The sequence below is a fragment of the Sporosarcina sp. G11-34 genome, from assembly GCF_026931025.1.
The window spans coordinates 209,713-234,475 of record NZ_JAHNZW010000001.1 but is presented as its reverse complement, the minus strand read 5'-3'; the positions used below and the strand labels follow the sequence as shown (position 1 = coordinate 234,475).

General features: G+C 41.8%; 26 protein-coding genes. 25 read left to right on the top strand and 1 reads right to left on the bottom strand.

Features of this window, described 5'->3' with window-relative positions; genetic code table 11:
* The first annotated feature begins 219 nt into the window (after nt 1–219).
* Genes KSU66_RS01060 through spoVM form a run of 6 tightly spaced genes read left to right on the top strand, consistent with a single transcriptional unit; the run spans nt 220 to nt 5,340 of the window.
* Nucleotides 220–978, top strand: coding sequence for a Stp1/IreP family PP2C-type Ser/Thr phosphatase (locus KSU66_RS01060; protein ID WP_269049553.1), 759 nt, complete (start codon nt 220–222; stop codon nt 976–978).
* Nucleotides 975–2,978 (top strand): Stk1 family PASTA domain-containing Ser/Thr kinase, encoded by a 2,004-nt coding sequence (pknB, locus tag KSU66_RS01055; RefSeq protein WP_269049552.1) that lies wholly within the window; start codon nt 975–977, stop codon nt 2,976–2,978. The genes KSU66_RS01060 and pknB overlap by 4 nt, the downstream gene beginning before the upstream one ends.
* A gap of 12 nt (nt 2,979–2,990) precedes the next feature.
* Entirely contained in the window at nt 2,991–3,884 is an 894-nt protein-coding gene (rsgA, locus tag KSU66_RS01050) for a ribosome small subunit-dependent GTPase A (RefSeq protein ID WP_269049757.1), read from the top strand.
* On the top strand, nt 3,877–4,545 hold the full coding sequence (rpe, locus tag KSU66_RS01045; RefSeq protein WP_269049756.1) for a ribulose-phosphate 3-epimerase: 669 nt from the start codon (nt 3,877–3,879) through the stop codon (nt 4,543–4,545). Before rsgA ends, rpe begins: the two co-directional genes overlap by 8 nt.
* Nucleotides 4,542–5,189: a thiamine diphosphokinase gene (locus KSU66_RS01040; protein ID WP_269049551.1), complete on the top strand. Its 648-nt coding sequence runs from the start codon at nt 4,542–4,544 to the stop codon at nt 5,187–5,189. The genes rpe and KSU66_RS01040 overlap by 4 nt, the downstream gene beginning before the upstream one ends.
* Before the next feature lie 13 nt (nt 5,190–5,202).
* Nucleotides 5,203–5,340 carry a stage V sporulation protein SpoVM gene (gene spoVM, locus KSU66_RS01035; RefSeq protein WP_269049550.1) on the top strand — a complete coding sequence of 46 codons (138 nt, stop codon included), beginning with the start codon at nt 5,203–5,205 and terminating at the stop codon, nt 5,338–5,340.
* 73 nt (nt 5,341–5,413) lie between these two features.
* Here the strand turns inward: spoVM and rpmB are convergent, their stop codons facing one another.
* The gene (gene rpmB / locus KSU66_RS01030; RefSeq protein WP_269049549.1) at nt 5,414–5,602 is read right to left on the bottom strand and encodes a 50S ribosomal protein L28; all 189 of its coding nucleotides are present in this window, start codon (nt 5,600–5,602) and stop codon (nt 5,414–5,416) included.
* Nucleotides 5,603–5,818: 216 nt separating this feature from the next.
* On the opposite strand from rpmB, the gene KSU66_RS01025 reads away from it, so the two are divergent.
* From KSU66_RS01025 to trmD, 19 genes are all read left to right on the top strand, one after another.
* Complete coding sequence (locus KSU66_RS01025; RefSeq protein ID WP_269049548.1) at nt 5,819–6,181, top strand: Asp23/Gls24 family envelope stress response protein; 363 nt, start codon at nt 5,819–5,821, stop codon at nt 6,179–6,181.
* Between the two features lie 18 nt (nt 6,182–6,199).
* Nucleotides 6,200–7,867 (top strand): DAK2 domain-containing protein, encoded by a 1,668-nt coding sequence (locus tag KSU66_RS01020; protein WP_269049547.1) that lies wholly within the window; start codon nt 6,200–6,202, stop codon nt 7,865–7,867.
* Nucleotides 7,868–7,996: 129 nt separating this feature from the next.
* Nucleotides 7,997–8,659, top strand: coding sequence for an L-serine ammonia-lyase, iron-sulfur-dependent subunit beta (gene sdaAB / locus KSU66_RS01015; protein WP_269049546.1), 663 nt, complete (start codon nt 7,997–7,999; stop codon nt 8,657–8,659).
* Between the two features lie 13 nt (nt 8,660–8,672).
* The gene (gene sdaAA / locus KSU66_RS01010; protein ID WP_269049545.1) at nt 8,673–9,581 is read left to right on the top strand and encodes an L-serine ammonia-lyase, iron-sulfur-dependent, subunit alpha; all 909 of its coding nucleotides are present in this window, start codon (nt 8,673–8,675) and stop codon (nt 9,579–9,581) included.
* Complete coding sequence (gene recG / locus KSU66_RS01005; RefSeq protein ID WP_269049755.1) at nt 9,568–11,610, top strand: ATP-dependent DNA helicase RecG; 2,043 nt, start codon at nt 9,568–9,570, stop codon at nt 11,608–11,610. The genes sdaAA and recG overlap by 14 nt, the downstream gene beginning before the upstream one ends.
* 261 nt (nt 11,611–11,871) lie before the next feature.
* Nucleotides 11,872–12,450 (top strand): transcription factor FapR, encoded by a 579-nt coding sequence (gene fapR / locus KSU66_RS01000; protein ID WP_269049544.1) that lies wholly within the window; start codon nt 11,872–11,874, stop codon nt 12,448–12,450.
* Nucleotides 12,451–12,452: 2 nt separating this feature from the next.
* Nucleotides 12,453–13,445, top strand: coding sequence for a phosphate acyltransferase PlsX (plsX, locus tag KSU66_RS00995; RefSeq protein WP_269049543.1), 993 nt, complete (start codon nt 12,453–12,455; stop codon nt 13,443–13,445).
* Nucleotides 13,442–14,386 carry an ACP S-malonyltransferase gene (gene fabD, locus KSU66_RS00990; protein ID WP_269049542.1) on the top strand — a complete coding sequence of 315 codons (945 nt, stop codon included), beginning with the start codon at nt 13,442–13,444 and terminating at the stop codon, nt 14,384–14,386. Before plsX ends, fabD begins: the two co-directional genes overlap by 4 nt.
* Nucleotides 14,386–15,132: a 3-oxoacyl-[acyl-carrier-protein] reductase gene (fabG, locus tag KSU66_RS00985; RefSeq protein WP_269049541.1), complete on the top strand. Its 747-nt coding sequence runs from the start codon at nt 14,386–14,388 to the stop codon at nt 15,130–15,132. The genes fabD and fabG overlap by 1 nt, the downstream gene beginning before the upstream one ends.
* A gap of 39 nt (nt 15,133–15,171) precedes the next feature.
* A complete protein-coding gene (locus tag KSU66_RS00980; RefSeq protein ID WP_269049540.1) occupies nt 15,172–15,408 on the top strand; it encodes an acyl carrier protein in 237 nt (78 codons plus the stop codon).
* Between the two features lie 129 nt (nt 15,409–15,537).
* Nucleotides 15,538–16,302: a ribonuclease III gene (gene rnc, locus KSU66_RS00975; protein ID WP_269049539.1), complete on the top strand. Its 765-nt coding sequence runs from the start codon at nt 15,538–15,540 to the stop codon at nt 16,300–16,302.
* Entirely contained in the window at nt 16,303–19,860 is a 3,558-nt protein-coding gene (gene smc / locus KSU66_RS00970; RefSeq protein ID WP_269049538.1) for a chromosome segregation protein SMC, read from the top strand.
* A 91-nt stretch (nt 19,861–19,951) separates the two neighbouring features.
* Nucleotides 19,952–20,953, top strand: coding sequence for a signal recognition particle-docking protein FtsY (ftsY, locus tag KSU66_RS00965; protein WP_269049537.1), 1,002 nt, complete (start codon nt 19,952–19,954; stop codon nt 20,951–20,953).
* Between the two features lie 69 nt (nt 20,954–21,022).
* Nucleotides 21,023–21,358, top strand: coding sequence for a putative DNA-binding protein (locus tag KSU66_RS00960; protein WP_269049536.1), 336 nt, complete (start codon nt 21,023–21,025; stop codon nt 21,356–21,358).
* A gap of 12 nt (nt 21,359–21,370) precedes the next feature.
* Nucleotides 21,371–22,726 (top strand): signal recognition particle protein, encoded by a 1,356-nt coding sequence (gene ffh / locus KSU66_RS00955; RefSeq protein WP_269049535.1) that lies wholly within the window; start codon nt 21,371–21,373, stop codon nt 22,724–22,726.
* A 112-nt stretch (nt 22,727–22,838) separates the two neighbouring features.
* The gene (gene rpsP, locus KSU66_RS00950; RefSeq protein WP_269049534.1) at nt 22,839–23,111 is read left to right on the top strand and encodes a 30S ribosomal protein S16; all 273 of its coding nucleotides are present in this window, start codon (nt 22,839–22,841) and stop codon (nt 23,109–23,111) included.
* A 15-nt stretch (nt 23,112–23,126) separates the two neighbouring features.
* Nucleotides 23,127–23,360 (top strand): KH domain-containing protein, encoded by a 234-nt coding sequence (locus tag KSU66_RS00945; protein ID WP_269049533.1) that lies wholly within the window; start codon nt 23,127–23,129, stop codon nt 23,358–23,360.
* Between the two features lie 130 nt (nt 23,361–23,490).
* A complete protein-coding gene (gene rimM, locus KSU66_RS00940) occupies nt 23,491–24,006 on the top strand; it encodes a ribosome maturation factor RimM (protein WP_269049532.1) in 516 nt (171 codons plus the stop codon).
* Nucleotides 24,006–24,743, top strand: coding sequence for a tRNA (guanosine(37)-N1)-methyltransferase TrmD (trmD, locus tag KSU66_RS00935; protein WP_269049531.1), 738 nt, complete (start codon nt 24,006–24,008; stop codon nt 24,741–24,743). Before rimM ends, trmD begins: the two co-directional genes overlap by 1 nt.
* The last annotated feature ends 20 nt before the right edge of the window (nt 24,744–24,763 follow it).

Genomic DNA, 24,763 nt, shown 5'->3' with positions numbered 1-24,763 from the left:
CGGCGTAAAGTTCGGTTTGTATAATTTCTGTGTTCTGTACAGAAATTATACATGTACTTGATTTTCATCTAGCACCTGAAGCTAGAAAGCGTCAGGGAAAGATCGAACTGTAACTTTCCGCTCTGTCCGCTCGGAACGAAAATCAACGGTTTGTTCAAGTTCTCCGTATGCTTAGGATCTTTACTTCAACTTAACTAGTTATTAATTGGGGGGATATTGGTGCAATTTGAAATTCTTTCAGACATAGGGAAAAAAAGAGTAGTAAATGAAGACGGGGCAGCCGTCTTCACGCTCCCTGATGGAATCATACTTGCGATTATTGCAGACGGAATGGGTGGACATCGTGGAGGTGATTTCGCGAGTAGAACCGCTATTAAAGTAATCGGTGAAGAATTCATGAAACTTGAAAATCTTGAAGACAAACAGGAAATAGTCTGGTTGGAATGGTTAAAGGAAACAATTTACTATGTTAATCGGTCACTTTTCAATTATGCAAATGACAATGAAGATTTCAAGGGAATGGGTACGACACTGGATACAGTTCTAATTCATGGCGATACTTGTTTGATTTCACATATCGGAGACAGTCGAATTTATTCGATTAACGAAGATGAAATTAGGCAGGTGACAACGGATCATTCCTATGTGAATGTTCTAATTGACAGTGGAGAAATTACAGAAGAGGAAGCAGCTGTTCATCCACGCCGAAATTGGATTATGAAAGCACTTGGTTCTGAAAGAACAATTGATCCCGATTTCTTCTCATTGGATCTGAAGGAAGAAAAGTATCTCCTTATTTGTACAGATGGATTAAGTAATAAGGTAGACTCGGCGACCATGAAGAACATTATTTTATCTGCTGTTTCATTACGTGAAAAAACAGAAACATTAGTTAATCTGGCAAATGAAATGGGTGGGGAAGATAATATTTCGGTTATTTTACTAAAGCCTTCGGTTGAGGAGGTGTCGATGGAATGATTGGAAATCGACTAAGTGGTCGTTATGAAATATTAAGGTTTATTGGTGGCGGGGGAATGTCGCGTGTTTATCTTGCACACGATATCATTCTTGATAGAGAAGTCGCCATAAAGATACTTAATTATGATTTTTCTAATGAAGAAGATCTGAAGCGGCGATTTATGAGGGAAGCGCATTCTGCAACAAGCCTAACTCATCCGCATATTGTTGATATATACGATGTAGATGAAGATGGTACTTTACACTACCTAGTTATGGAATATGTAGAAGGCCAAACGTTGAAAGAGTTTATTGTCTCGGATGGACCATTGACCCCAGAACGGGCAGTGCCAATCATGCAGCAACTAGTTTCTGCAATTTCAAATGCACATTATAATGGGATTATTCACAGGGATATCAAACCGCAAAACATTTTGATGGACCTGGATGGAAATGTGAAGATAACAGATTTTGGTATTGCAATGGCACTTAGTGCAACAATGCATACGAGGACAAATTCTGTTCTTGGAACAGTTCATTATTTATCCCCTGAGCAAGCACGTGGTGGAATGGCTACGAAAAAGTCAGATATATATTCTTTAGGAATTGTTTTTTACGAACTGTTAACGGGAGAGTTACCTTTCTCGGGAGAATCAGCTGTTTCTATTGCTTTAAAACATTTGCAAGAAGATATACCGTCAGTTCGAAAATTGTATCCTTCAATCCCTCAAAGTGTAGAAAATGTCATATTCAAATCAACAGCAAAAGATGCTATAACACGCTATAAATCAGCGGATGAGATGCAAGAAGACCTGGCTACGATTTTGTCTGCAGAACGCGCAAATGAAAAGGTGTTTTCTCTTACTTACGATGATGATGCGACACGCGCAATCCCAGCGATTACAGATACCTCAAAATTTGGGAGTGTAGAAAAAACGAAAGCCCACCCTCCGATAGAGGTGGAAGAAACGCCTGAGCTTCCTGAAAAACGGAAACGAAAAAAGTGGCCAATTTTTGCAGCAATCCTTGGTGGTCTTGCAATTACAGTGATTCTGCTGTTATTCCTACCTGGGTTCCAGAAGATTGCAATACCCGATGTGAGTAATTTGGATGAGGCGGAAGCAGTCGACCTGCTTGAAGAAAAAGGATTTATCATTGAAAAACGAATTGAACAAAATAGTGATGAGTTTGAAACAGGGAAAGCCATTCGTACTGTTCCCGAAGCCGAGAAAAGACGACCGTCGAAAACTTTAATAACATTGTATTTAAGTATCGGAAAAGAGACGACGGAGCTCGCTGATTACACGAATAGGGATATCGATCAAGTGATGGACATTCTAAAAAACTATGAATTTAAATCAGTCGTCCAGAATCCTGTCTATTCAGACGAACCAGTCGGAACTATCATTGAACAGGAACCAAAAGCGGGTGAAAAAATCGTACTTGCTGATACGGATTTTCTTCTTACGGTAAGTAAGGGGAAAGAACTCCGTGTACTTGACAGTTTAATCGGATATGATGAAAATAAGCTTTCCGAGTATGCGAAGACGTCTGGATTTGACATCGTAATTGTTCGTAAAGAACATTCCTCAACCGTTGAAAAAGGATTGGTCATTTCGCAAAATCCGGCGGCAGAAACAGAAGTAGTCAAGGGCGGAAAAATTGAAGTTGTTCAATCCAAAGGTCCGGAGGAGAAACCGGTAAGATACATTCTGGAAACAGTCGCGATTGACTACGTCCCAGAGGAGCTAGAATCGGAATCCGAAGCGGAAGATAAAGATAAAGATAAAGATAAAGATAAAGATAAAGATGAAGTAGAAAAAGTACCACAAGTAATTCGTGTATATATAGAAGACCGCAAAAACTCGATGGCTGTTTTATTTGATGAGTTTGAAATTACCGAGAAAACGGAAAGACGAATAACAATTGAGCTTGAAGAAGGTAAACGTGGCGGGTACAGAATCATGCGAGGTTCCAAAGAGATTGCAGATAAGTCATTTGATTACGACGATGCCGACTAGGAAGTGGTGAGGATATTGGAGGGACAAATTAGAAAAGCAATTAGTGGTTTTTATTATGTGGAAAATGACGGCAAATTAGTGCAGTGTAGGGGACGTGGCGTATTTAGAAAACGCGGCGTACATCCCTTGGTTGGGGATTTTGTCACATATGTTCCAGACGGGGATAATGATGCAACTGTGACTGTTGTGCACGAAAGAAAAAACGAACTTGTCCGACCGCCAATTTCGAATGTAGATCAAGCATTACTCGTATTTTCAATTGTTGAGCCGGATTTCAGTGCACACTTATTGGATAGATTTCTAGTTGTTATTGAATCTTTTGGTGTTCGACCTGTTATTTGTTTGACAAAAATAGATATTGCAAGCGATAAAATGATAGAAGTAGCTAAAAAGGCTGCGGCATACTATGAGAAAATTGGTTATCAGGTACTGAGCACGTTTATAGATGACGAGACTCTACCAGAAAGACTTAAGCCGATATTAAAAGCGAAGACAACTGTATTGGCTGGTCAATCCGGCGTAGGAAAGTCAACGCTATTAAATACGGTACTTCCTTCACTTGGCTTGAAAACCGGTGTAATATCAGAGGCACTTGGACGTGGAAAACATACAACGCGACATGTTGAACTATTGGAAGTTGCCGAAGGTCTTGTTGCCGATACACCTGGGTTCAGTTCTCTTGAAATGGAACACATTGAAAAGGAGCGACTGTCTCGTTACTTCATCGAAATGGATGAAGCTTCTGATATGTGTAAATTTCGAGGTTGTCTACATTTAAATGAACCGAAATGTGAGATTAAAAAACAAGTAGAAACTGGCGAAATTGCTCAACACCGTTACGAAAACTATCTGTATTTTTTACAGGAAATAACAGACAGAAAGCCGAGGTATGAAAAACATGATTAAAATTGCACCATCGATACTAGCCGCAAACTTTTCCAAACTTGCGGAGGAAGTAATAGAGGTAGAAAAAGCCGGAGCGGATCTCATTCATATTGATGTTATGGATGGTCATTTTGTTCCTAATATTACAATGGGTGCCATTGTTGTTGAGGCGTTAAGGCCTGTAACGAAACTGCCGCTTGATGTTCATCTTATGATTCAGAATCCAGATGCTTATATTGAACAGTTTGCAAAAGCCGGAGCAGATTACATTTCCGTCCATGTAGAGGCATGTCCGCATCTACATCGTACACTTCAACTTATCCGTTCAACAGGAGCGAAATCAGGGGTCGTTTTGAATCCGCATACCCCACTAGAATCCATTCTGCATGTGCTTGATCAAGTTGACATGGTGCTATTTATGACAGTGAATCCGGGCTTTGGTGGACAAAAGTTCATTCAGTCAGTCTTGCCGAAAGTCAAACAACTGTCGACAATCATTAAAGAACAAAATTTGCCAATAGAAATAGAAATTGATGGCGGCGTTGACGAAGAAACAATTATTCCTTGCGTTGAAGCAGGAGCCACGATTTTAGTTGCTGGATCGGCTATTTATAATAAAGATAACCGGGCAGAAGCTTTGCAACAACTCAGAGCGGCGGGAGTAGGAGCACTTGTAAAATGAAGTATGCTGTTGTCTGCGCGGGAGGACCAGAAGTTGCGGAACTATCGGAATTTCAAATAGACGAGACAATTTTTATAGGTGCGGACAGAGGCGCATTTCACCTGCTTGAAAAAGGAATTATTCCGGAAGAGGCAGTGGGCGATTTTGATTCGGTTTCAAGAGAAGAGTATAAAGTGATTAGGGATTCTGTGCTGATAGTCGATCGGTATCGCTCTGAGAAAGATGAGACGGATACTGAGCTTGCAGTCAGTCGCGCTTTAACTTATAAGCCAGAGCACGTGGTCTTGACTGGGGTAACTGGCGGTAGGTTAGATCATACGGAGGCTGCACTCCATCTGCTGTATCGATTGCAAACAGAGAACCCTGCTATCTCATTTTCGATTCGAAACGAAACAAACGAACTGTCTATGCTACTACCTACAGTTCATGAGGTTACAAAGAAACCTAATTACCCATACGTATCATTTTTTCCTTTCGGGGGAAAAGTAACGGGGCTTACACTCATTGGGTTTAAATACGAGACACTTAACGAGACGCTTGAGACAGGGATGACAAAGTTCACAAGTAATGAGACTGCTTCTAGTAACTGTACTATCTCATTCCATGAAGGCATATGCTTAATGGTAAGGAGTTCAGATGCTTGAAAGGAGTGGGGAGTTGCGCGTTTATACATTTACATTACCTAAGTTTGTGAGTGGTTTTGTCAGGAAGTGTATGTACGTATTTAGGAAAGATGAGCAACCGAATTCATCAAATAAGAAAAAGAAGAAGAAAAACGAAAAAACACCAGGCTGATTTTTTCTCAGCCTGGTATTTCATTTTATTCACGACTAAACGTTAGTCGAAAATCAGTTTTGCGCCATTGTAATTATACGCGTTGTACTTTACCTGATTTAAGAGCTCTTGCAGAGACCCAAACACGTTTAGGTTTTCCGTTAATAAGAATGCGGACTTTTTGAAGGTTCGCACCAAATGTACGTTTAGTTGAGTTAAGCGCGTGAGAACGATTGTTTCCTGAACGTGCTTTACGTCCTGTGATAACACATTGTTTTGCCATTATTGTACCTCCTCGTAACTGAAGATTAAGCGATGCATTTCTTAATTCGCATACAACTTAATTTATCATATAAGAGCGTGCATTGCAACTAATTTCGATGCATCTATCAAGTAAGAGTACTTTACACGTTTTTTGAATGAAAATCCTTTCTTTTATTATAATGTAGTATATAGTACAATAAGGTAACTGATTAAAGGATGCGGGGAGGACATATATATGTCAATCGAATTGATTAACGAATATGGTAAGATCGATATTACGAATGATGTAATTGCCCAAGTCGTCGGTGAAGCTGCAATCGAATGTTATGGCATTGTAGGTATGGCATCAAGACATCAAATTCGCGATGGACTAACTGAGATCTTGAGAAAAGAGAATTACTCTCGAGGTGTCATCGTTCGCAACATAGGTGAGGAAACTCACATCGACATGTACGTTATCATAGGTTACGGTACGAAAGTTTCGGAAGTTGCCTATCAAGTACAATCGAAAGTAAAATATACGCTTAGACAATCGGTCGGAATGAATGTAAAATCAGTTAACATTTTTGTCCAGGGTGTCCGCGTGATAAACCCATAGAAGGAGGAAATTATTTCAATGAAGTCTATAGATGGTTTAAAGTTTGCTGAAATGATTGAACTAGGTGCGCATCATTTATATTTGAATGCGGATTACGTTGATTCATTAAACGTATTTCCAGTACCTGATGGTGATACAGGGACTAATATGAATTTGTCCATGACATCGGGCGCGAAGGAAATCGAAGCGAACGCAGTTACGCATATTGGCCAAGCAGCACAGGCGCTTTCAAAGGGATTGTTGATGGGAGCACGGGGAAATTCCGGTGTTATTTTATCGCAATTGTTTCGTGGGTTCGGGAAAGCGATTGAAGATGAGGCCATTATTGATGGCAAGCAATTTGCAGCGGCGCTAAAATATGGCGTTGAAACGGCTTATAAAGCAGTGATGAAGCCTGTTGAAGGTACAATATTGACTGTAGCTAAAGATGCGGCTAATGTTGGCGTTGAAGTAGCAGAAACAACAGATAATTTTATTGAGGTAATGGAAGCAATTGTAACGGAAGCGAAAGCCTCACTTGAAAGAACACCAGACTTGCTTGCTGTATTGAAGGAAGTTGGCGTCGTTGATAGTGGTGGACAAGGTCTTGTATACGTCTATGAAGGATTCCTAGCTAATTTAAAAGGTGAAGGGCTTCCTGAAAGAACAGACGCAGAAGCGATGGGTGCGCTAGTTAGTGCGGAACATCAGCGTAGTCTGCAAGGATTTATGAATACTGAGGATATTATTTATGGTTACTGTACAGAGTTTATGGTGAAATTTGAAGAGGACAAGCTAAAAAATAATCCATACGATGAAACTAATTTCCGAAAGGAATTAAGTCAATTTGGAGATTCGCTTCTTGTTATTTCAGACGATGCAGTAGCTAAAGTACATATTCATTCGGAAGAGCCGGGCGATGTCCTTTCATTTAGCCAAAAACACGGTTCACTAATCGATATTAAAATCGAAAACATGCGTGAGCAGCATATAAATCTTGTTGGGAAAGATCATGATGTACATAGCGGTCAACAAACGAAAGCTGTCACACATCCATATGCGGTTGTTACAGTCGCAATGGGAGCGGGAATAGCTGAATTATTGAAGAGCGTAGGTGCCTCAGCAGTAATTGAAGGCGGACAAACAATGAACCCTTCAACTGAAGATATCGTAAAAGCAATAAAAGATGTTGGTGCTGAGCGCGTGCTGATTTTGCCGAACAATAAAAATATTATTATGGCAGCACAACAAGCTGCTGAAATTATAGGTATTGAAGCGGCAGTTGTTCCAACGAGGACTGTCCCAGAAGGATTGTCTGCTCTTCTTGCTTTTAATCCGGAAGTAGCTGTAAGTGTGAACGCGGCTGCGATGGCGGAAGCGGCTTCCCATGTGAAAACAGCTCAAATAACACATGCGGTGAGAGATACATTAATTGACGGCATCGATATAAAGAAAGATGAATTTATGGGGATTTACGATGGGAAAATTGTTACGACTCATGCATCGGTTGACGGCGTAACAAAGTCACTCCTCTCGATGGTTATTGATGAAGATTCGGAGATTGTTACGGTTTTATACGGAGAAGACGTTAGCGAAGAAGAAGCGACACTTCTCGAAGAATACATTGATGAACATTTTGATCATGTCGACACAGAGTTTTATAACGGTAAACAACCACTTTATCCATACATCATCTCTGTCGAATAAAATAAGTAAACAGTGCGTAGTAGTTTAAGCGCACTGTTTTTTTTATTGGAAAAAGAATTGCTTTTTGTGTTTAACTAGAATCTCATGTAACATAGTAATAAGTCTATTAATATTAGGGGGTAGAGAGAGATGAAATTTAGATCGGTTTTTGATGTTATCGGTCCAGTTATGATTGGACCATCATCTTCACATACGGCTGGTGCTGCAAGGATTGGCCGAGTAGCACGAACACTTTTTGGCCGCCAACCTGAATGGGCCCGTGTTCATCTTTATGGATCCTTTGCCGAAACATATAAAGGGCATAGTTCGGATGTTGCAATCATCGGTGGTCTATTAGATTATGATACATTCGACGAGCGAATAAAAACATCGTTTAGCGAGGCTGAAAAAGTTGGTATGACATTTGAATTCATCCCTGAAGAAGAAGAGATGGATCATCCGAACACCGCAAAGATTGTAATTGGAGACAGCGAGAGTGTCATGGAGCTTACCGGGATTTCAATCGGTGGAGGAAAGATGGAAGTTGTTGAATTAAACGGATTCCCATTAAGACTTTCTGGGAACTATCCGGCACTGCTTGTCGTTCATGAGGATCGTACTGGTTTGATTGCAAGCGTTTCCAATGCACTAGCCAAAAAAGATGTAAACATTGCGCACATGGAAGTTGGGCGTAAAGAAAAAGGTAAGATGGCATTAATGGTCATTGAAGTCGACCAGTTAATTGACCAATCTATAATTGAAGAACTCAAAGTATTGCCACACATTATACAAATTGCAACAATAGCAGATTAAGGGGGAATAAAAGATGAAAGTATTATTTAGATCTGTAAAAGAACTTGTCGCTTTAGCTGAATCACAAAATAAGCCTATTTCAGAAATAATGATTGAGCAGGAAATGTCTATTACAAGACGTTCGCGCGAAGACATCATCGCACAAATGGATAATAATCTAACGGTTATGGAAGAAGCAGTGGAGCGTGGACTAAAAGGTGTAGAATCCGTATCGGGTTTAACGGGCGGTGACGCGGTTCTTATTAAGAAGTATATGGAATCGGGTAAATCATTGTCGGGAGACGTAATTTTAGATGCAGTAAGTAAAGCAGTTGCGACGAATGAAGTGAATGCAGCGATGGGAACAATTTGTGCAACACCAACAGCGGGGGCAGCTGGCATCGTTCCAGGAACCTTGTTTGCAGTGAAAAATAAATTGAATCCAACACGCGAGCAAATGATTAACTACTTATTTACATCGGGTGCATTCGGATTTGTGGTAGCAAATAATGCATCAATTTCTGGTGCTGCAGGAGGATGTCAAGCTGAAACAGGTTCAGCAGGTTCTATGGCTGCTGCGGCAATTGTTGAAATGGCAGGTGGAACGCCACAACAAAGTGCTGAAGGATTCTCTATAGTTATGAAGAATATGCTCGGCTTAGTTTGTGATCCGGTTGCAGGCCTTGTTGAAGTACCTTGTGTGAAGAGAAATGCGATGGGTGCAGCGAAGGCACTAGTGGGTGCTGATATGGCGCTTGCGGGTGTAGTAAGTCGTATACCAACGGATGAAGTAATCGAAGCGATGCATAAAATTGGTCAGGCAATGCCTTCTTCACTACGGGAAACTGCAAAAGGCGGATTAGCGGCTACGCCAACTGGAAAAGCATTAGAAGAAAAAATATTTGGTGGAGCAAGAGTGACAAGTGCCAATCCTACTTCATGACAATGTGACAACTGTAAAAGGAATTGGACAGAAGACGGGAGAGCAACTTGAAGCGCTCAACATCTATACAATTTCGGATTTAATTATGACGTACCCGTATCGTCATGATGATTTCACATTGACGGATTTGTCGGAAACACCACATAATGAACGAGTTACAATTGAAGGACGAGTAGAAAGTGAACCTAGTGTCTTTTTTTCTGGGAATAAACGATCTCGTCTTGAAGTCCGCCTTCTTGCCGGTAGGCATTTAGTGAAGGCGGTTTTTTTTAATCAGCATTATTTAAAAAGTCGACTTGAACTAGGAGCGACAGTGACGGTTACTGGGAAATGGGACAGAGGAAGGCAGTCTATCAGTGTGAGCAATTTTAATGCAGGCGCAAAGGATGGACAAGCCGATTTTGAACCTGTTTATAGTTTAAAAGGGGTCATGCATCAAAAATCTTTTAGGCGTTATATGCGAAGCGCGCTCGATAGCGTGACTGGTCAGCATGAAGAGTCACTACCAGTGGCTTTGCTAGAAGAATATAAGTTGCCGCCGATTGACCAAGCGCTAGAAATGGTTCACTTTCCTAAAAACCCAGCACATATGAAACATGCACGAAGACGTTTTGTGTATGAAGAATTATTGCTGTTTCAGCTGAAAATGCAAGGCATGAAGAAGATACGGAAAGAAACAGAGCGCGGGCTTATTATGGATTATAATCTTGATAAGATCAAAGCGTTTATAGCTTCGTTGCCATATGAGTTAACAGGTGCTCAAAAACGTGTTGTCAATGAATTGTGTGCAGAGTTAAAAAGTGAAGTTCGGATGAATCGATTACTGCAGGGAGACGTCGGTTCCGGGAAGACCGTTGTGGCCGCAATCGCTCTTTATGCGGCCATTACAGCGGGTTATCAAGGCGCGCTTATGGCTCCTACGGAAATCCTTGCTGAACAACATGCATCGTCTTTAGCGGAGTGGCTGGAACCTTTTGGGGTTACTGTAGCTTTCCTTTCTGGTTCGACAAAAGGGAAGGCGAGGGTCAATGTGCTTGAAAAGTTAGCAAATGGCGATGTGGATTTACTTATTGGTACACATGCACTTATTCAACCCGATGTCATCTTCAATAAGTTAGGGCTTGTCATTACGGATGAGCAACATCGATTTGGTGTTGAGCAACGACGCGTCCTTAGAGAAAAAGGGATGAATCCAGATGTCCTATTCATGACGGCAACACCGATTCCGCGAACACTAGCCATTACGGCTTTCGGCGAAATGGATGTATCGGTATTGGATGAGCTGCCTGCTGGGCGTAAAGAAATTGAGACGCACTGGCTGAAAGAAGATGCATTGCTTTCGATATTGGATAAAATGGAAAACGAACTTCGAAACGGTCGGCAAGCATATGTCATTTGTCCGCTTATTGAGGAATCCGATAAATTGGACGTGCAAAACGCAGTCGAAGTATATGAACAGTTATCTTTCCATTACAAGGATAAATATACCGTTGGACTTATGCATGGGCGCCTCCATCCAACTGATAAGGACCATATTATGCGCCAATTTAGCGAAGGGGTCATTGATGTTCTCGTTTCAACGACAGTTGTTGAAGTCGGCGTTAACGTGCCGAATGCGACATTTATGTTGATATACGACGCAGGTCGTTTTGGGCTTTCGCAACTTCATCAACTAAGAGGACGAGTCGGACGAGGTGCGGAGCAGTCCTACTGCGTATTGCTTGCGGATCCCAAAACCGATGAGGGTAAGGAACGAATGAAAACAATGACAGAAACGAATGATGGGTTTGTGCTTGCGGAAAAGGACCTTGAATTAAGAGGTGCAGGTGACTTTTTTGGAAGAAAACAAAGTGGTATGCCAGAGTTTAAAATGGCAGACCTTATTCACGATTATCGAGCACTTGATACGGCGAGAAAAGATGCAGAGAGATTTCTTGCTTCAAAAGAATTTTGGGAAGCTCCAGAGTATGCCGTGTTAAGGGCCCGCCTGAAAGAATCGGGTGCGCTCGGTAATGAGCGGATTGATTAAATAAAGGGCGGAAGGCGAAGCTAAATAAGCGCCTTCCGCTTTTCTTGCTGTCTAGTCTTCAGCGGTCAGATGCTCGGGTCATAAATCGTTTTGTTAGGGAAGGATAGAACTGAAAACTATCTCGGCAAAGAACGCCACTTCACCAATCCGCCTTATGCTTGTCGGAGCTAAACAACGCCATCTACTTTTCTTACTTGCTTTCTCTTTTGAGTCTTTATATACTGATGTTAGTACCAAGTGCTAATTTGGAAGGTGAAATGATTGCGGATGCCGAAAAGGGAGAGGCAAGAGCTTCTTCAAAAGTTGGTAGAGCGAAATCCATTCCTGACAGATGAAGAGCTGTCGAAACGATACGATGTTAGCGTTCAGACAATTCGGTTGGACAGGCTTGAATGTGGAATTCCCGAACTACGAAAACGATTATTAAACGTAGCCTCGCAAACGATGGAGGATAAAGTGAAATCAATAGGAACCGATGAAGTTCTCGGCGACATTATCGATATTGTACTCGATGAAAGAGCGATATCCATATTTGATGTTACAATAGATCACGTCTTTCAACGTAATGGAATCGCGCGTGGACATCATTTATTTGCCCAGGCCAATTCACTTGCAGTAGCGGTTATGGACGACGACCTTGCCTTAACTGTGAAATCTTCGATTGATTTTTTGAAGCCGGTAAAAGCCGGAGACCGAGTAGTTGCACGCGCAGAAGTGAACAAAGAGAGCCTTTTGGAAAAAAGGACACTCGTAGAAGTCGTATCAACAGTTGGCGATGTCCAAGTATTTACAGGGAAGTTTTACATGTACCGTACGACGGATAGGAAGCAGGTAGATTAACGATGATTATAGCTTTAGATGGAATGGGCGGCGATCACGCTCCTGGTAAGATTATTGATGGGGCGCTGGAAAGTCTTGCTACATTCACCGACATACATATACATATTTTTGGAGACGAAAAAGTAATGGCTCCTTATTTAAAAGAACATGACCGTTTAAAAGTCATTCATTGCACAGAAATAATAGAACCAGATGATGAGCCGGTTCGTGCAATCCGCAGGAAAAAAGATGCCTCAATGGTCCGTATGGCACAAGCCGTTAAAGACGGTGAAGCTGATGCGTGCGTTTCTGCAGGAAACACTGGCGCGCTTATGGCTGCCGGGCTCTTTATTGTGGGAAGAATAGATGGGATTGAGCGACCTGCTCTTGCACCCACACTACCTACAGTTGATGGACAAGGATTTGTCATGTTGGATCTCGGGGCCAACGCAGATGCAAAGCCTTCACATCTTGGACAATACGCGGTAATGGGAAGTATTTATGCTGAGAAAGTACGTGGGATTTCAAATCCAAGAATCGGCTTATTAAATATTGGAACAGAAGAAGGTAAAGGGAACGAATTAACGAAAGCCGCATTTGATGTACTCAAAGAAGCCCCGATTAATTTTATTGGAAACGTGGAAGCGCGTGATTTATTAATGGGTGTTGCAGATGTTGTCGTTACGGATGGCTTTACAGGAAATATGGTCTTAAAAACGATTGAAGGTACAGCGCTTGGCTTTTTCACGATGTTGAAAGAAGTATATACGACTTCTTTAAAAACAAAAGTTTCAGCTGCACTTGTAAAAAAAGAATTGGGCGGATTGAAAAAAACAATGGATTACTCGGAATACGGTGGAGCAGGTTTGTTTGGTCTGAATGCACCCGTTATTAAAGCACATGGTTCGTCAAATGCGAATGCGATTTTTAATGCCATTCGACAAACGCGTACGATGGTTGAACATGACGTCTCCAGAACAATCCAAGAAACAATTGGAAAGGGGCAAATAGAATGACAAAAGTTGCATTTGTATTCCCAGGGCAAGGCTCACAAAAAGTGGGCATGGGAAAAGAACTAGCTGAAATTACAGAAGCTAGCGGACACTATTTTAAAAAGGCTGATGAGGTTTTAGGGTTCTCATTAAGTGAACTTATTTTAGAGGGGCCACAAGATTCGCTAACTGTAACTTATAACGCCCAACCTGCATTACTCACGGTTGGTACAATGATTGCGGCAAGACTTACTGAAGCGGGAGTTACCCCGGATTATACAGCGGGTCATAGTCTCGGTGAATATTCAGCACTTGTTGCTTCGGGTGTATTATCATTTGAGGATGGAGTATCAGTCGTGCATAAACGCGGTCTATACATGAATGATGCAGTGCCAGCAGGTGTTGGCGCGATGGCTGCAATCCTCGGTTTAGACAATGAAGCAGTAACTAAAGTAACGGACGATATTACTGCAAACGGTGATGCAGTCCAACCTGCAAATTTAAACTGCCCGGGCCAGATTGTGATTTCCGGTACAAAAGCAGGTGTTGAAAAAGCGTGTGTCGAATTAAAAGAAGCAGGCGCGAGAAGAGCGATACCGCTAGATGTTAGTGGACCGTTCCACTCATCGCTCATGAAGCCAGCCGCAGAAAAACTGAGTGCTGCACTTGATGAGGTAACGATGAATGATGCTACAATTCCGGTCGTCGCAAATGTTAATGCCAAAATTATAAAAGATAGCAATCAGTTACAGGAATTACTTGTCGAACAACTATACTCCCCAGTATTATGGGAGGATTCGATTCGCACGTTACTTGATAACGGGGTCACGCATTTTATCGAATGTGGTCCGGGGAAAGTATTGAGCGGTCTTATTAAAAAGATTGACAGAACAGCAACAGTCATGCCAGTCTATGATGAGTTGACTTTACAAGAGGTAATTGAAGCTTCGAAAGGATGGTCGTAATGAATAGATTTGAAGGCAAGGCTGCAATCGTTACAGGTGCATCACGCGGTATTGGACGTGAAATCGCGTTACAACTCGCGAAAGAAGGGGCCAAGGTCGCTGTTAATTATAGTGGTAGCAAAGACAAAGCCGACGAAGTAGTTCAACTTATTAAAGATGCCGGCGGAGAAGCGTTTGCGATTCAAGCAGATGTGTCAAATTCGGATAGCGTGAAAAACTTGGTTGAGAAGACGATTGAAACTTACGGCTCAATTGATATACTAGTAAACAATGCAGGCATTACGAAAGATAATTTGCTCGTTCGAATGAAAGAGGACGAGTGGGACGACGTTATTAACATTAATCTAAAGGGTGTCTTCCTTTGTACGAAAGGCGTGACTCGCCAGATGATGAGGCAGCGCGCTGGAAAAATTGTTAACGTCGCATCAATTGTTGGTGTTTCAGGAAATGCGGGGCAAGCAAACTATGTTGCTGCAAAAGCAGGCGTTATAGGATTCACAAAAACGACTGCACAAGAACTTGCGGCACGTAATATTAATGTCAACGCAGTAGCACCTGGATTCATCACAACAGATATGACGGATGCCTTGGATGAAGATATGAAAAAACAAATGTTGGCAAACATTCCGCTTGGAAAGCTTGGTAGTCCTGAAAACGTAGCAAAAACAGTTATGTTCTTGCTTTCCGATGATGCCGCTTATATTACGGGTCAAACAATACATGTCGACGGTGGCATGGTAATGTAATATGGTTGGTATTGATTACATTGAGGGGAGGTGAAAAATTTGGCAACGGTAAGTGAACGTGTAATTAAGGTAATCGTCGATCGTCTCGGCGTAGATGAAAGTGAAGTTAAAATTGAAGCTTCTTTCCGTGATGACCTCGGTGCGGACTCTTTGGACGTAGTTGAGCTTGTTATGGAATTAGAAGATGAATTCGATATGGAAATTTCTGATGATGACGCTGAAAAAATTGGAACAGTTGGTGATGCAGTTTCGTACATCGAAACGAAAGTGAAATAAGAGGCATTCTGGCTGAGGCGCTTTCTCCTTTCGACTGAAAGGGTGAAAGCGTCTTTTTCGTCTTTGCACTTATCGGGCTAACAAGGTAAAATTAAAGATATCATAAAGGGGAAAGGCAGAATCGTTGTTATGACAAGAAAACAAAATACAAGTAAAAACAAATCAGCGCTATTACCACTAACGGTGCGAAATAAATTTACGGAATTAGAAAAAAAATTAGCCATCGAATTTAATAATCATTCCCTTTTATACAATGCGTTTACCCATTCATCATATGTGAATGAGCATCGAAGGAAAAACTTTACAGATAATGAACGGCTGGAATTTCTTGGGGATGCGGTTCTTGAACTTAGTGTTTCTAAGTATCTGTATTCAGCAGAACCAGGGATGAGCGAAGGTGAATTGACGAAATTAAGAGCGGCGGTTGTTTGCGAACCCGCGCTAGTAAAGTTTGCCAATGAGCTTGAGTTCGGTCAGTATGTTCTGCTTGGTAAAGGTGAAGAACAAACGGGTGGACGAATGCGCCCAGCTCTCCTAGCGGATGTATTCGAAGCGTTCATCGGGGCTTTATACATAGACCAAGGGCTAGATGCTGTAACCGCATTTTTGGAAACCATTATTTTTCCGAAAATTAGTGACGGTGCTTTTTCGCATGTGATGGATTATAAGAGTCAATTACAGGAAAACGTTCAACAAACAATTAATGGTCAACTTCAGTACGAAGTGATTGAAGAGAAAGGCCCAGCTCATTCCAAAACATTCGTGACAGTTGTTCGGCTTGAAGACAAAACGCTTGGAATGGGAGAAGGGAAATCGAAAAAAGAAGCCGAACAGGAAGCTGCACGTCACGCAATCATAGAACTAAAGCGTGGCCAGATTGAAGGAGAAGTTTAAATGTTTTTAAAAAGGCTCGAAATTATAGGGTTTAAATCTTTTGCGGACCGAATTGGTATCGATTTTGTGAAGGGTGTAACCGCAGTCGTCGGACCCAATGGCAGTGGGAAAAGTAATATTACAGACGCAATTCGGTGGGTTCTCGGTGAACAATCAGCGAAATCACTTCGCGGCGCCAAAATGGAGGACGTCATTTTTTCAGGAAGCGATTCGAGAAAACCGCTTAACTTTGCCGAAGTGACGCTTATTTTGGATAATAGCAAAGGTCTGTTTCCTTTGGATTACACCGAGATCAGTGTCAGTCGACGTGTATTCCGTTCCGGTGAAAGTGCATTTTTGTTGAATGGGCAGCAATGCCGATTAAAAGATATAACGAATGTCTTTATGGATTCGGGACTTGGGAAAGAAGCGTTTTCAATTATTTCACAAGGGCGCGTCGACGAAGTCTTAAACAGTCGTCCCGAAAATCGAAGAAGTATTTTCGATGAGGCTGCAGGAGTATTGAAATATAGAACGAGAAAGCGTAAGGCTGAGCATAAGTTATTTGAAACGGCCGATAATCTTGATCGTGTACTTGATATATTAAAAGAACTAGATACACGAATCGGACCACTTAAAGAGCGCTCTGAAGCAGCTGAAAGACATGTAATACTTTCGGATGAAACTAGGGAAGCTGAATGTAGACTCTTAAATTACGATGCTGGCAACTTACGCATTGAAATTCAAGCGAAGATGGTTGAGGCAGAGCGATTTCTAACTAGTAAAGAAAAACTGACCGCCACAACTGTGGAATTGGAAGAAGAAACAAAAATCTTAAAGCAGGAGTTAGCAACCGTAAATCAGCAGATGGAAGCATTACAAAGAAAGCTCGTTGATGCAAGCGCCGAAACTGAAAAGTGGGAAGGCCGACGCCTTTTATCACTTGAAAAAGAACGTAATGCAAGTGCTCAAATTGGTCGAATCCAATCGGATTTATCTGCGACTGAAGAAGAATATAAAGAGCTAGAGTTGAAATTGGCCGAAGCAAGAAAAACTCATGCTATCTTAAGTGCTGACTATGAAGAAGCTTCAAGAGAAATGGGCGAAATTTCACAAATTCTAAAGCGTTCCGTGAAAGAAACGGAAATTGAAATTGAGGAATTGAAGTCAGTATATATAGAAAGACTGAATGAGGAAGCAACACTTCGCAACGAGTTGAAACATATTGAGGAACGACTAGCCGGTGAGAAATATTCTACCGAAAAAACAATTGAGCAAACGAACACGCTTAAGAGTCGCTTTAAGACATTGAAAGCACAACGAGAAGAGCAGGAATTAGCGTTAAATGAATTAAAACGTAAGTTGAAAAGTGTGAATGAATCCTACTCTGAGAGTGCGAAAGCATTGAAGGAAATCGAAGAAGAATCGCAAAATAAGCAACAGTTACTTCAACAAGCGCATAACAAACAACATGAAATGCAGGGTAGGATGCGTGCGCTAGAAAGTATGGAGGCGGACTTCTCTGGGTTCTTTTCTGGCGTCAAAGAAGTGTTGGTTGCCCGAGAATCTGGAAAAGTTACTGGTATAAATGGGGCTGTTGCAGAACTGATTACTGTCGAAAATAATTATATTAAGGCAGTAGAAACAGCGCTTGGTGGAGCTATGCAGCATATTGTTACCTCTACTGAAGCTGATGCAAGAAAAGCAATCGGCTATTTAAGGGCGCGAAATGCCGGTAGGGCAACATTCCTTCCGTTGGATGTTATGAAGTCGAGGAAGATTCAGCAGTCTGCGTTAAGTGCGATTGCGAGGCATCCAGAATTTATTGGAATAGCCGACGAACTTGTCAATGTGGAAGAGCGCTATCGAGTTATTAAGGAAAATCTTTTAGGAAACGTCCTAATCGCTACGACGCTTGCGGGTGCGACAGAAATTGCAAAGTCGCTTAATTATCGGTACCGTATTGTAACGATAGATGGTGACATTGTAAATGCTGGTGGATCACTAACGGGCGGTGGTGTCAAAGGTCGAGCAACCGTATTTTCTAGGAAAGCTGAACTTGAAACCCTAAGAGGGCAACTTGATAAAATGTCTTCCTCAATTGAGGTAGCGAATCGGACAATCGGCGATACGAAAATGGAAGTTGCCAAGTATATGCAATTGACAGAGCAGTCTCGTAAGCACATTGAAACGCTACAACTCGAAATCGCCGCTGCCGAATCTGGAAAACGGGAAACCGAAATCGCTATCCATTCCATTGAAATCGAAGTGGCAAACGTCGAAATGGGCAGGCGTGGGGCAGAATCAGCGGGTTCACAGCTATCTAAAAGGAAAGTCGAGCTTGAAACGAACTATAAACAACTTCAAGCAACACTTGAGACGATAAAGAAGGAAGTAGAAAAGCTTGAACGTCTAGCTACGAATAGACGAAATGAAGAGGCGACATTGACAGCTCGTTTGACGGAACTACGTGAAAAAACGGCTGTCTTACGCGAACAGAAAACGTATAAGAAGCTAGCAATAGATGAGATGGATAAAGCGATGTCAGTTGCCCATCAAAAAATAGCGACGTTATCAGGGGATCTTCATTATTTCACTGATGCTGATGGAGGAAAAGAATTATCCTTCGAAGATATTGAAAAGCAAATTACAGAAGCCGCGCACGAAAAGAAATCAATAGAGTTATCGATTGTCAGCGGAAGAGAAAAGCAGAAGGATTGGTCTACAAGAATTGGCGAAAAAGAAGAGTTGTTACGTAAGCTAAGGTTGGATGTAAATCGGGAAACGACCAATCATAATAAGTTATCGGTTGCTTTATCTCGTTTGGAAGTCAGCTACGAGACGATAGCAGAAACACTTCTTAATAAATATGGTTTACGTCCCGACTTCGACTTGACGATAGAGGTTGACGAACAAATCGCGCGTGATAGGCTCGCTAAATTGAAAAAAGAACTGGAGGAAATTGGACCTGTTAATCCGGGGTCAATTGCCGAGTATAAGGAAGTTTCAGAACGACATCAATTTTTAACTGAACAACGGAATGATCTTCTGGAGGCTAAGGGAACATTGCAAGAAGCGATGTCTGAAATGGATGCAGAAATGTCATCACGATTTTCGACTACGTTCAACGCTGTGCAAAGTAGATTCCGGCATGTCTTCAAAGAAATGTTCGGCGGCGGAGATGCGGACCTAATACTTACGGATCCCAATAATTTACTTGAAACAGGTGTTGATATTGTGGCACGCCCTCCAGGGAAAAAGTTGCAAAACTTAAGTCTGTTGTCTGGTGGAGAACGCGCATTGACAGCTATTTCCTTATTATTTGCGATTATAGAAGTACGTCCAGTCCCATTTTGTATTTTGGATGAAGTCGAGGCAGCACTAGATGAGGCGAATGTTATCCGCTATAGTAACTATTTGAAGAGCTTTTCTGATAAAACGCAGTTCATCGTCATTACCCACAGAAAAGGGACGATGGAGGGAGCAGACGTACTTTATGGTATAACTATGCAGGAATCGGGTGTATCCAAACTTATTTCTGTTAAATTGTCGGAAGTGCCAGAGGAAGCATTACTATAGATAGGGATATTGTTTGTTTATCCAAGTACTTTTTACGATGAGAATCTTTAGTCCGACATATTTAGACCAACTTCAAAGGAGCGATGTATGAGTGTCTTTTTTCAGGAAAATAAAAGAAAGAATTACGGGAACAAATGAAGCAGTAACTGAGAAGTTTAGAGATGGACTTACAAAAACACGTGACCAGTTTACATCAAAGGTAAACGATCTTGTTGCGCGCTTTAGGGTTATTGATGAAGAGTTTTTTGAAGAACTGGAAGATTTACTTCTTCAAGCAGACGTAGGTATCGAAACGGTTATGGAGCTTATTGAGGAGTTAAAACTCGAAGTACAGCGAAGCAATAGGAAAGACACAGCAGGAATCCAATCGGTCATTTCAGAAAAATTAGTTGAAATATATGAAGCGGGCGAAGAAATTGATGTCAGCTTAAATATTCAACAAGAGGGATTGACTGTCATTCTAATGGTTGGGGTTAATGGCGTTGGTAAAACAACAACAATTGGAAAGTTAGCGGCACGTTTGATGGCGGAAGGTAAAACGGTTATGCTAGCGGCGGGGGACACGTTCCGCGCAGGTGCAATCGACCAATTAGTTGTCTGGGGAGAACGAGCAGGCGTGGAAGTTATTCGCCAGTCTGAAGGATCCGATCCCGCAGCCGTGATGTTTGATGCAATTCATGCTGCAAAAAATCGCAAGGTAGACGTGCTTATTTGTGATACAGCAGGTAGATTGCAAAACAAAGTGAATCTGATGAATGAACTAGAAAAGGTTCACCGAGTTATTAGCAGAGAAGTAGAGGGCGCTCCACACGAGGTCCTGCTTGCGCTAGATGCGACGACGGGCCAGAATGCACTCGTACAAGCTGAGACGTTTAAGGAGGCGACAAACGTCACTGGTATCGTACTGACAAAGCTTGACGGAACTGCAAAAGGCGGAATCGTATTAGCAATCAGGAAAAAGTTGAATATTCCTGTGAAATTCGTAGGTCTTGGTGAAGGTGTAGATGATTTACAACCGTTTGATCCTGAAAAATATGTCTATGGATTATTCGCCGAAGGACTTGAATTAGAAGAGGACGAGGCAGACAAGTAAAAGAGCTTGACAGTAGTCGTGGTTCCTATTATGCTATTGTAGGAATCAAAAGTTAAGGTGGCTAAATGAATGTCGCTAGTAAAAACAACTCGCATTAACTTTCTCTTTGATTTCTATCAGTCGCTCTTGACTGATAAACAAAGAGAGTACATGAACTTGTATTATTTGGAAGATCTTTCGCTCGGTGAAATCGCCGGAGAGCATAGCGTTTCGCGCCAAGCAGTTTATGATAATGTGCGTAGAACAGAAGCGTTACTTGAAGACTATGAAGCGAAGTTGAATTTATTTTCGAAGCACCAAAAGCGAATAGAGCTTGTTGAAAGCATGGAAATGCTACTGGCGGGTAAAACTGATCAACGAGAAGATTTGCAAAAGCTGTTGGTCACATTAAAAGATCAAATGTAGGAGGCGGCGAGCATGGCGTTTGAAGGATTAGCTGAGCGGCTGCAAGGAACGCTCCAAAAAATTAGGGGCAAAGGAAAAGTTAACGAAGCTGACGTAAAAGAAATGATGCGCGAAGTGCGCTTTGCGCTCATTGAAGCAGATGTTAACTTAAAGGTCGTTCGGGAGTTTGTTAAAAAAGTTAGCGAATTAGCTGTTGGTCAAGACGTTATGAAAAGTTTAACACCGGGTCAGCAAGTTGTGAAAATCGTTAAAGACGAGTTAACCAACTTGATGGGCGGAGAACAAGATCCGATTCAGTTTTCTAGAAAACCCCCGACTGTCATTATGATGATAGGCTTACAGGGTGCCGGAAAAACGACAACTTCTGGAAAACTTGCGTCATTATTACGCAAACGACATAATAAAAAACCGCTTCTTGTTGCGGCAGACGTTTATCGACCGGCGGCAATAGAGCAGCTTATTACGGTAGGTAAGCAATTAACGATACCGGTATTTTCACGCGGGACTGACATTTCACCTGTTGAGATTGTTCGGCAGGCAATGGAAGAAGCGGAAAGAGAACATCACGATGTTGTCATTGTGGATACTGCGGGAAGATTGCATGTTGATGAAGAATTAATGCAAGAGTTGACAGATATTCACGAACTTTCAAAGCCGGAAGAAGTGTTTTTAGTTGTTGATGCAATGACAGGGCAAGATGCTGTTAACGTTGCGAAAAACTTTGATGAGACCGTCGGCGTTACCGGTGTTGTCTTAACGAAATTAGATGGGGATACACGAGGTGGAGCCGCGCTTTCTATTCGTGCAGTTACGGGCAAGCCAATTAAATTTATTGGTGTCGGTGAACGAATGGATGCCCTTGAGGCGTTTCATCCAGAGCGAATGGCTTCAAGGATATTGGGTATGGGAGATGTCATGTCGCTTATTGAAAGGGCACAAGACAATGTCGATGACGGAAAGGCGAAAGAGCTTGAAGAGAAGTTCCGGTCGCAGTCTTTCACGCTTGATGACTTCCTAGAACAACTTCAACAAGTTAAACAAATGGGACCACTCGATGAATTATTAAAGATGATGCCGGGTGCAAACAAAATTAAAGGGCTGGAAAATGCTCAGGTTGATGAGGGTCAAATGGGGCGTGTAGAGGCAGTTATTCAATCAATGACACCTACAGAGCGCGCGACGCCTGACATAATCAATGCGAACAGACGTCGTCGAATTGCAAAAGGATCGGGAACTTCTATTCAGGAAGTAAACCGACTTTTAAAGCAGTTTGAGGATATGAAGAAGATGATGAAGCAAATGTCGGGCATGCAACAAAAGGGAAATAAGAAAATGAGGATGCCTGGATTGGACTCGTTTTTCAAGTAAAAAGAACGTTTTAAAAAAGAATTTCAAGGTGTTAAGAGAAAACCCTTTACAAACAAGTGAAAGCTTGATAACATACATTCTTGTGTGAAACTATTCGGAGGTGCAATAAATAATGGCAGTTAAAATTCGTCTTAAACGTATGGGTGCAAAAAGAAATCCTTTCTATCGTATTGTAGTAGCGGACTCACGTTCACCACGTGATGGTCGTCAAATCGAAACAGTTGGAACTTACAACCCACTTACTAACCCGGTTGAACTGAAAATCAATGAAGAATCTGTTCTTCAATGGTTACAAAATGGTGCTAAACCATCTGACACAGTTCGTAACCTACTTTCTGACCAAGGCATTATGGAAAAATACCATAACGCAAAACTCGGTAAATAATCAGGAGGGGTGCACATGAAGCAGCTGATTGAAACAATCGTCAAACCGTTAGTCGATCATCCCGGCGATGTCCGGGTTGAGCAAGATGAACAGGAAAGCAGAGTTACATATAAACTTTCTGTAAATGGTGAAGACATGGGTAAGGTAATTGGAAAGCAAGGACGTGTTGCAAAAGCAATCCGTACCATTGTTTACTCAGCAGCAGGCAGTCACCACGGTAAGAGAGTCTTTGTAGACATAATAGATTGACTTGAAAAAGGAAGGAGCCTAGGTTCCTTCCTTTTTCTACTTTCACAATTTGTTTATAGGTTAGGCTTAAGGTAATAACTAATAATTTGCTTCAACATATACAGTAATAATTTCTTTGGAGGTGGACAATATGCAATGGTTTAATGTTGGTAAAATTGTTAATACGCACGGAATCCTTGGAGAGGTACGCGTTATTTCAAGTACTGATTTCCCAGAAGAGCGTTATGCAATCGGGAGTAAGCTCGCTCTTTTTATGCCGAAAGATAAAACACCTAAGTATCTAACTGTCGCAAGCCATCGACGCCATAAAACCTTTGATCTGTTAACATTCGAAAATCATCCATATTTACAGGATGTCGAACATTATCGAGATGGAGTCCTTAGGGTGTCTGAGGACCAGTTGACGGAATTAGAAGAAGGTGTTTACTACTATCACGAAATTGTTGACTGTGTTGTCGTAACAATAGATGGCATGGAAATCGGTAAAGTGACAGAGGTTTTGGAAACGGGTGCGAATGATGTGTGGACAGTTACACCTGATAAAGGTAAGCAACAATACATTCCGTTTATTGATGATGTTGTAAAAGAAGTGGACATCGCCAATAAGCGAATTGTTATTGACGCGATTGAAGGCTTGCTTTCGTGATGAAAATTGATATTCTTTCATTATTTCCGGAAATGTTTGAGGGCGTGCTCCATTCATCCATAATGAAAAAAGCACAAGAAAACGAAGCTGTTACATTTGGTGTGACGAACTTTCGTGACTTCTCTGAAAACAAACATCGGAAAGTCGATGATTATCCGTATGGTGGTGGGGCAGGTATGCTTCTAAAGCCCGAGCCGCTCTTTGCTGCGGTCAAATCAGTTACAGAGGACTCTGAGGCTGCCCCTCGTGTAATCCTGCTCTGTCCGCAAGGAGAGCGCTTTACGCAGGTGAAGGCAGAAGAACTTTCGAAAGAAGAACATCTTGTCTTTATTTGCGGTCATTATGAGGGGTACGATGAGCGAATTCGTCAACACCTAGTGACTGATGAATTATCGATTGGCGATTTCGTACTAACTGGTGGGGAACTCGCGGCTATGACTATTGTCGATAGTGTTGTTAGACTGTTGCCGAACGTTCTTGGTAATTCGGAATCACCTGTTCAAGACTCATTTTCCACCGGCTTGCTCGAGCACCCTCAATATACAAGACCGGCCAATTTTAACGGAATGGAAGTCCCGGAAGTTCTACTGTCCGGGAACCATGCAAAAATTGACCAATGGCGGGAAGAACAGTCACTACTTCGGACGTATGAGCGAAGAAAAGACTTGCTTAAAAAGGCTCCATTAACAGAGCATCAGAAAAAAATGTTGATTAAATTAGAAGCTAAAGATAAATGAACAGAAAGCCTTGCATGACT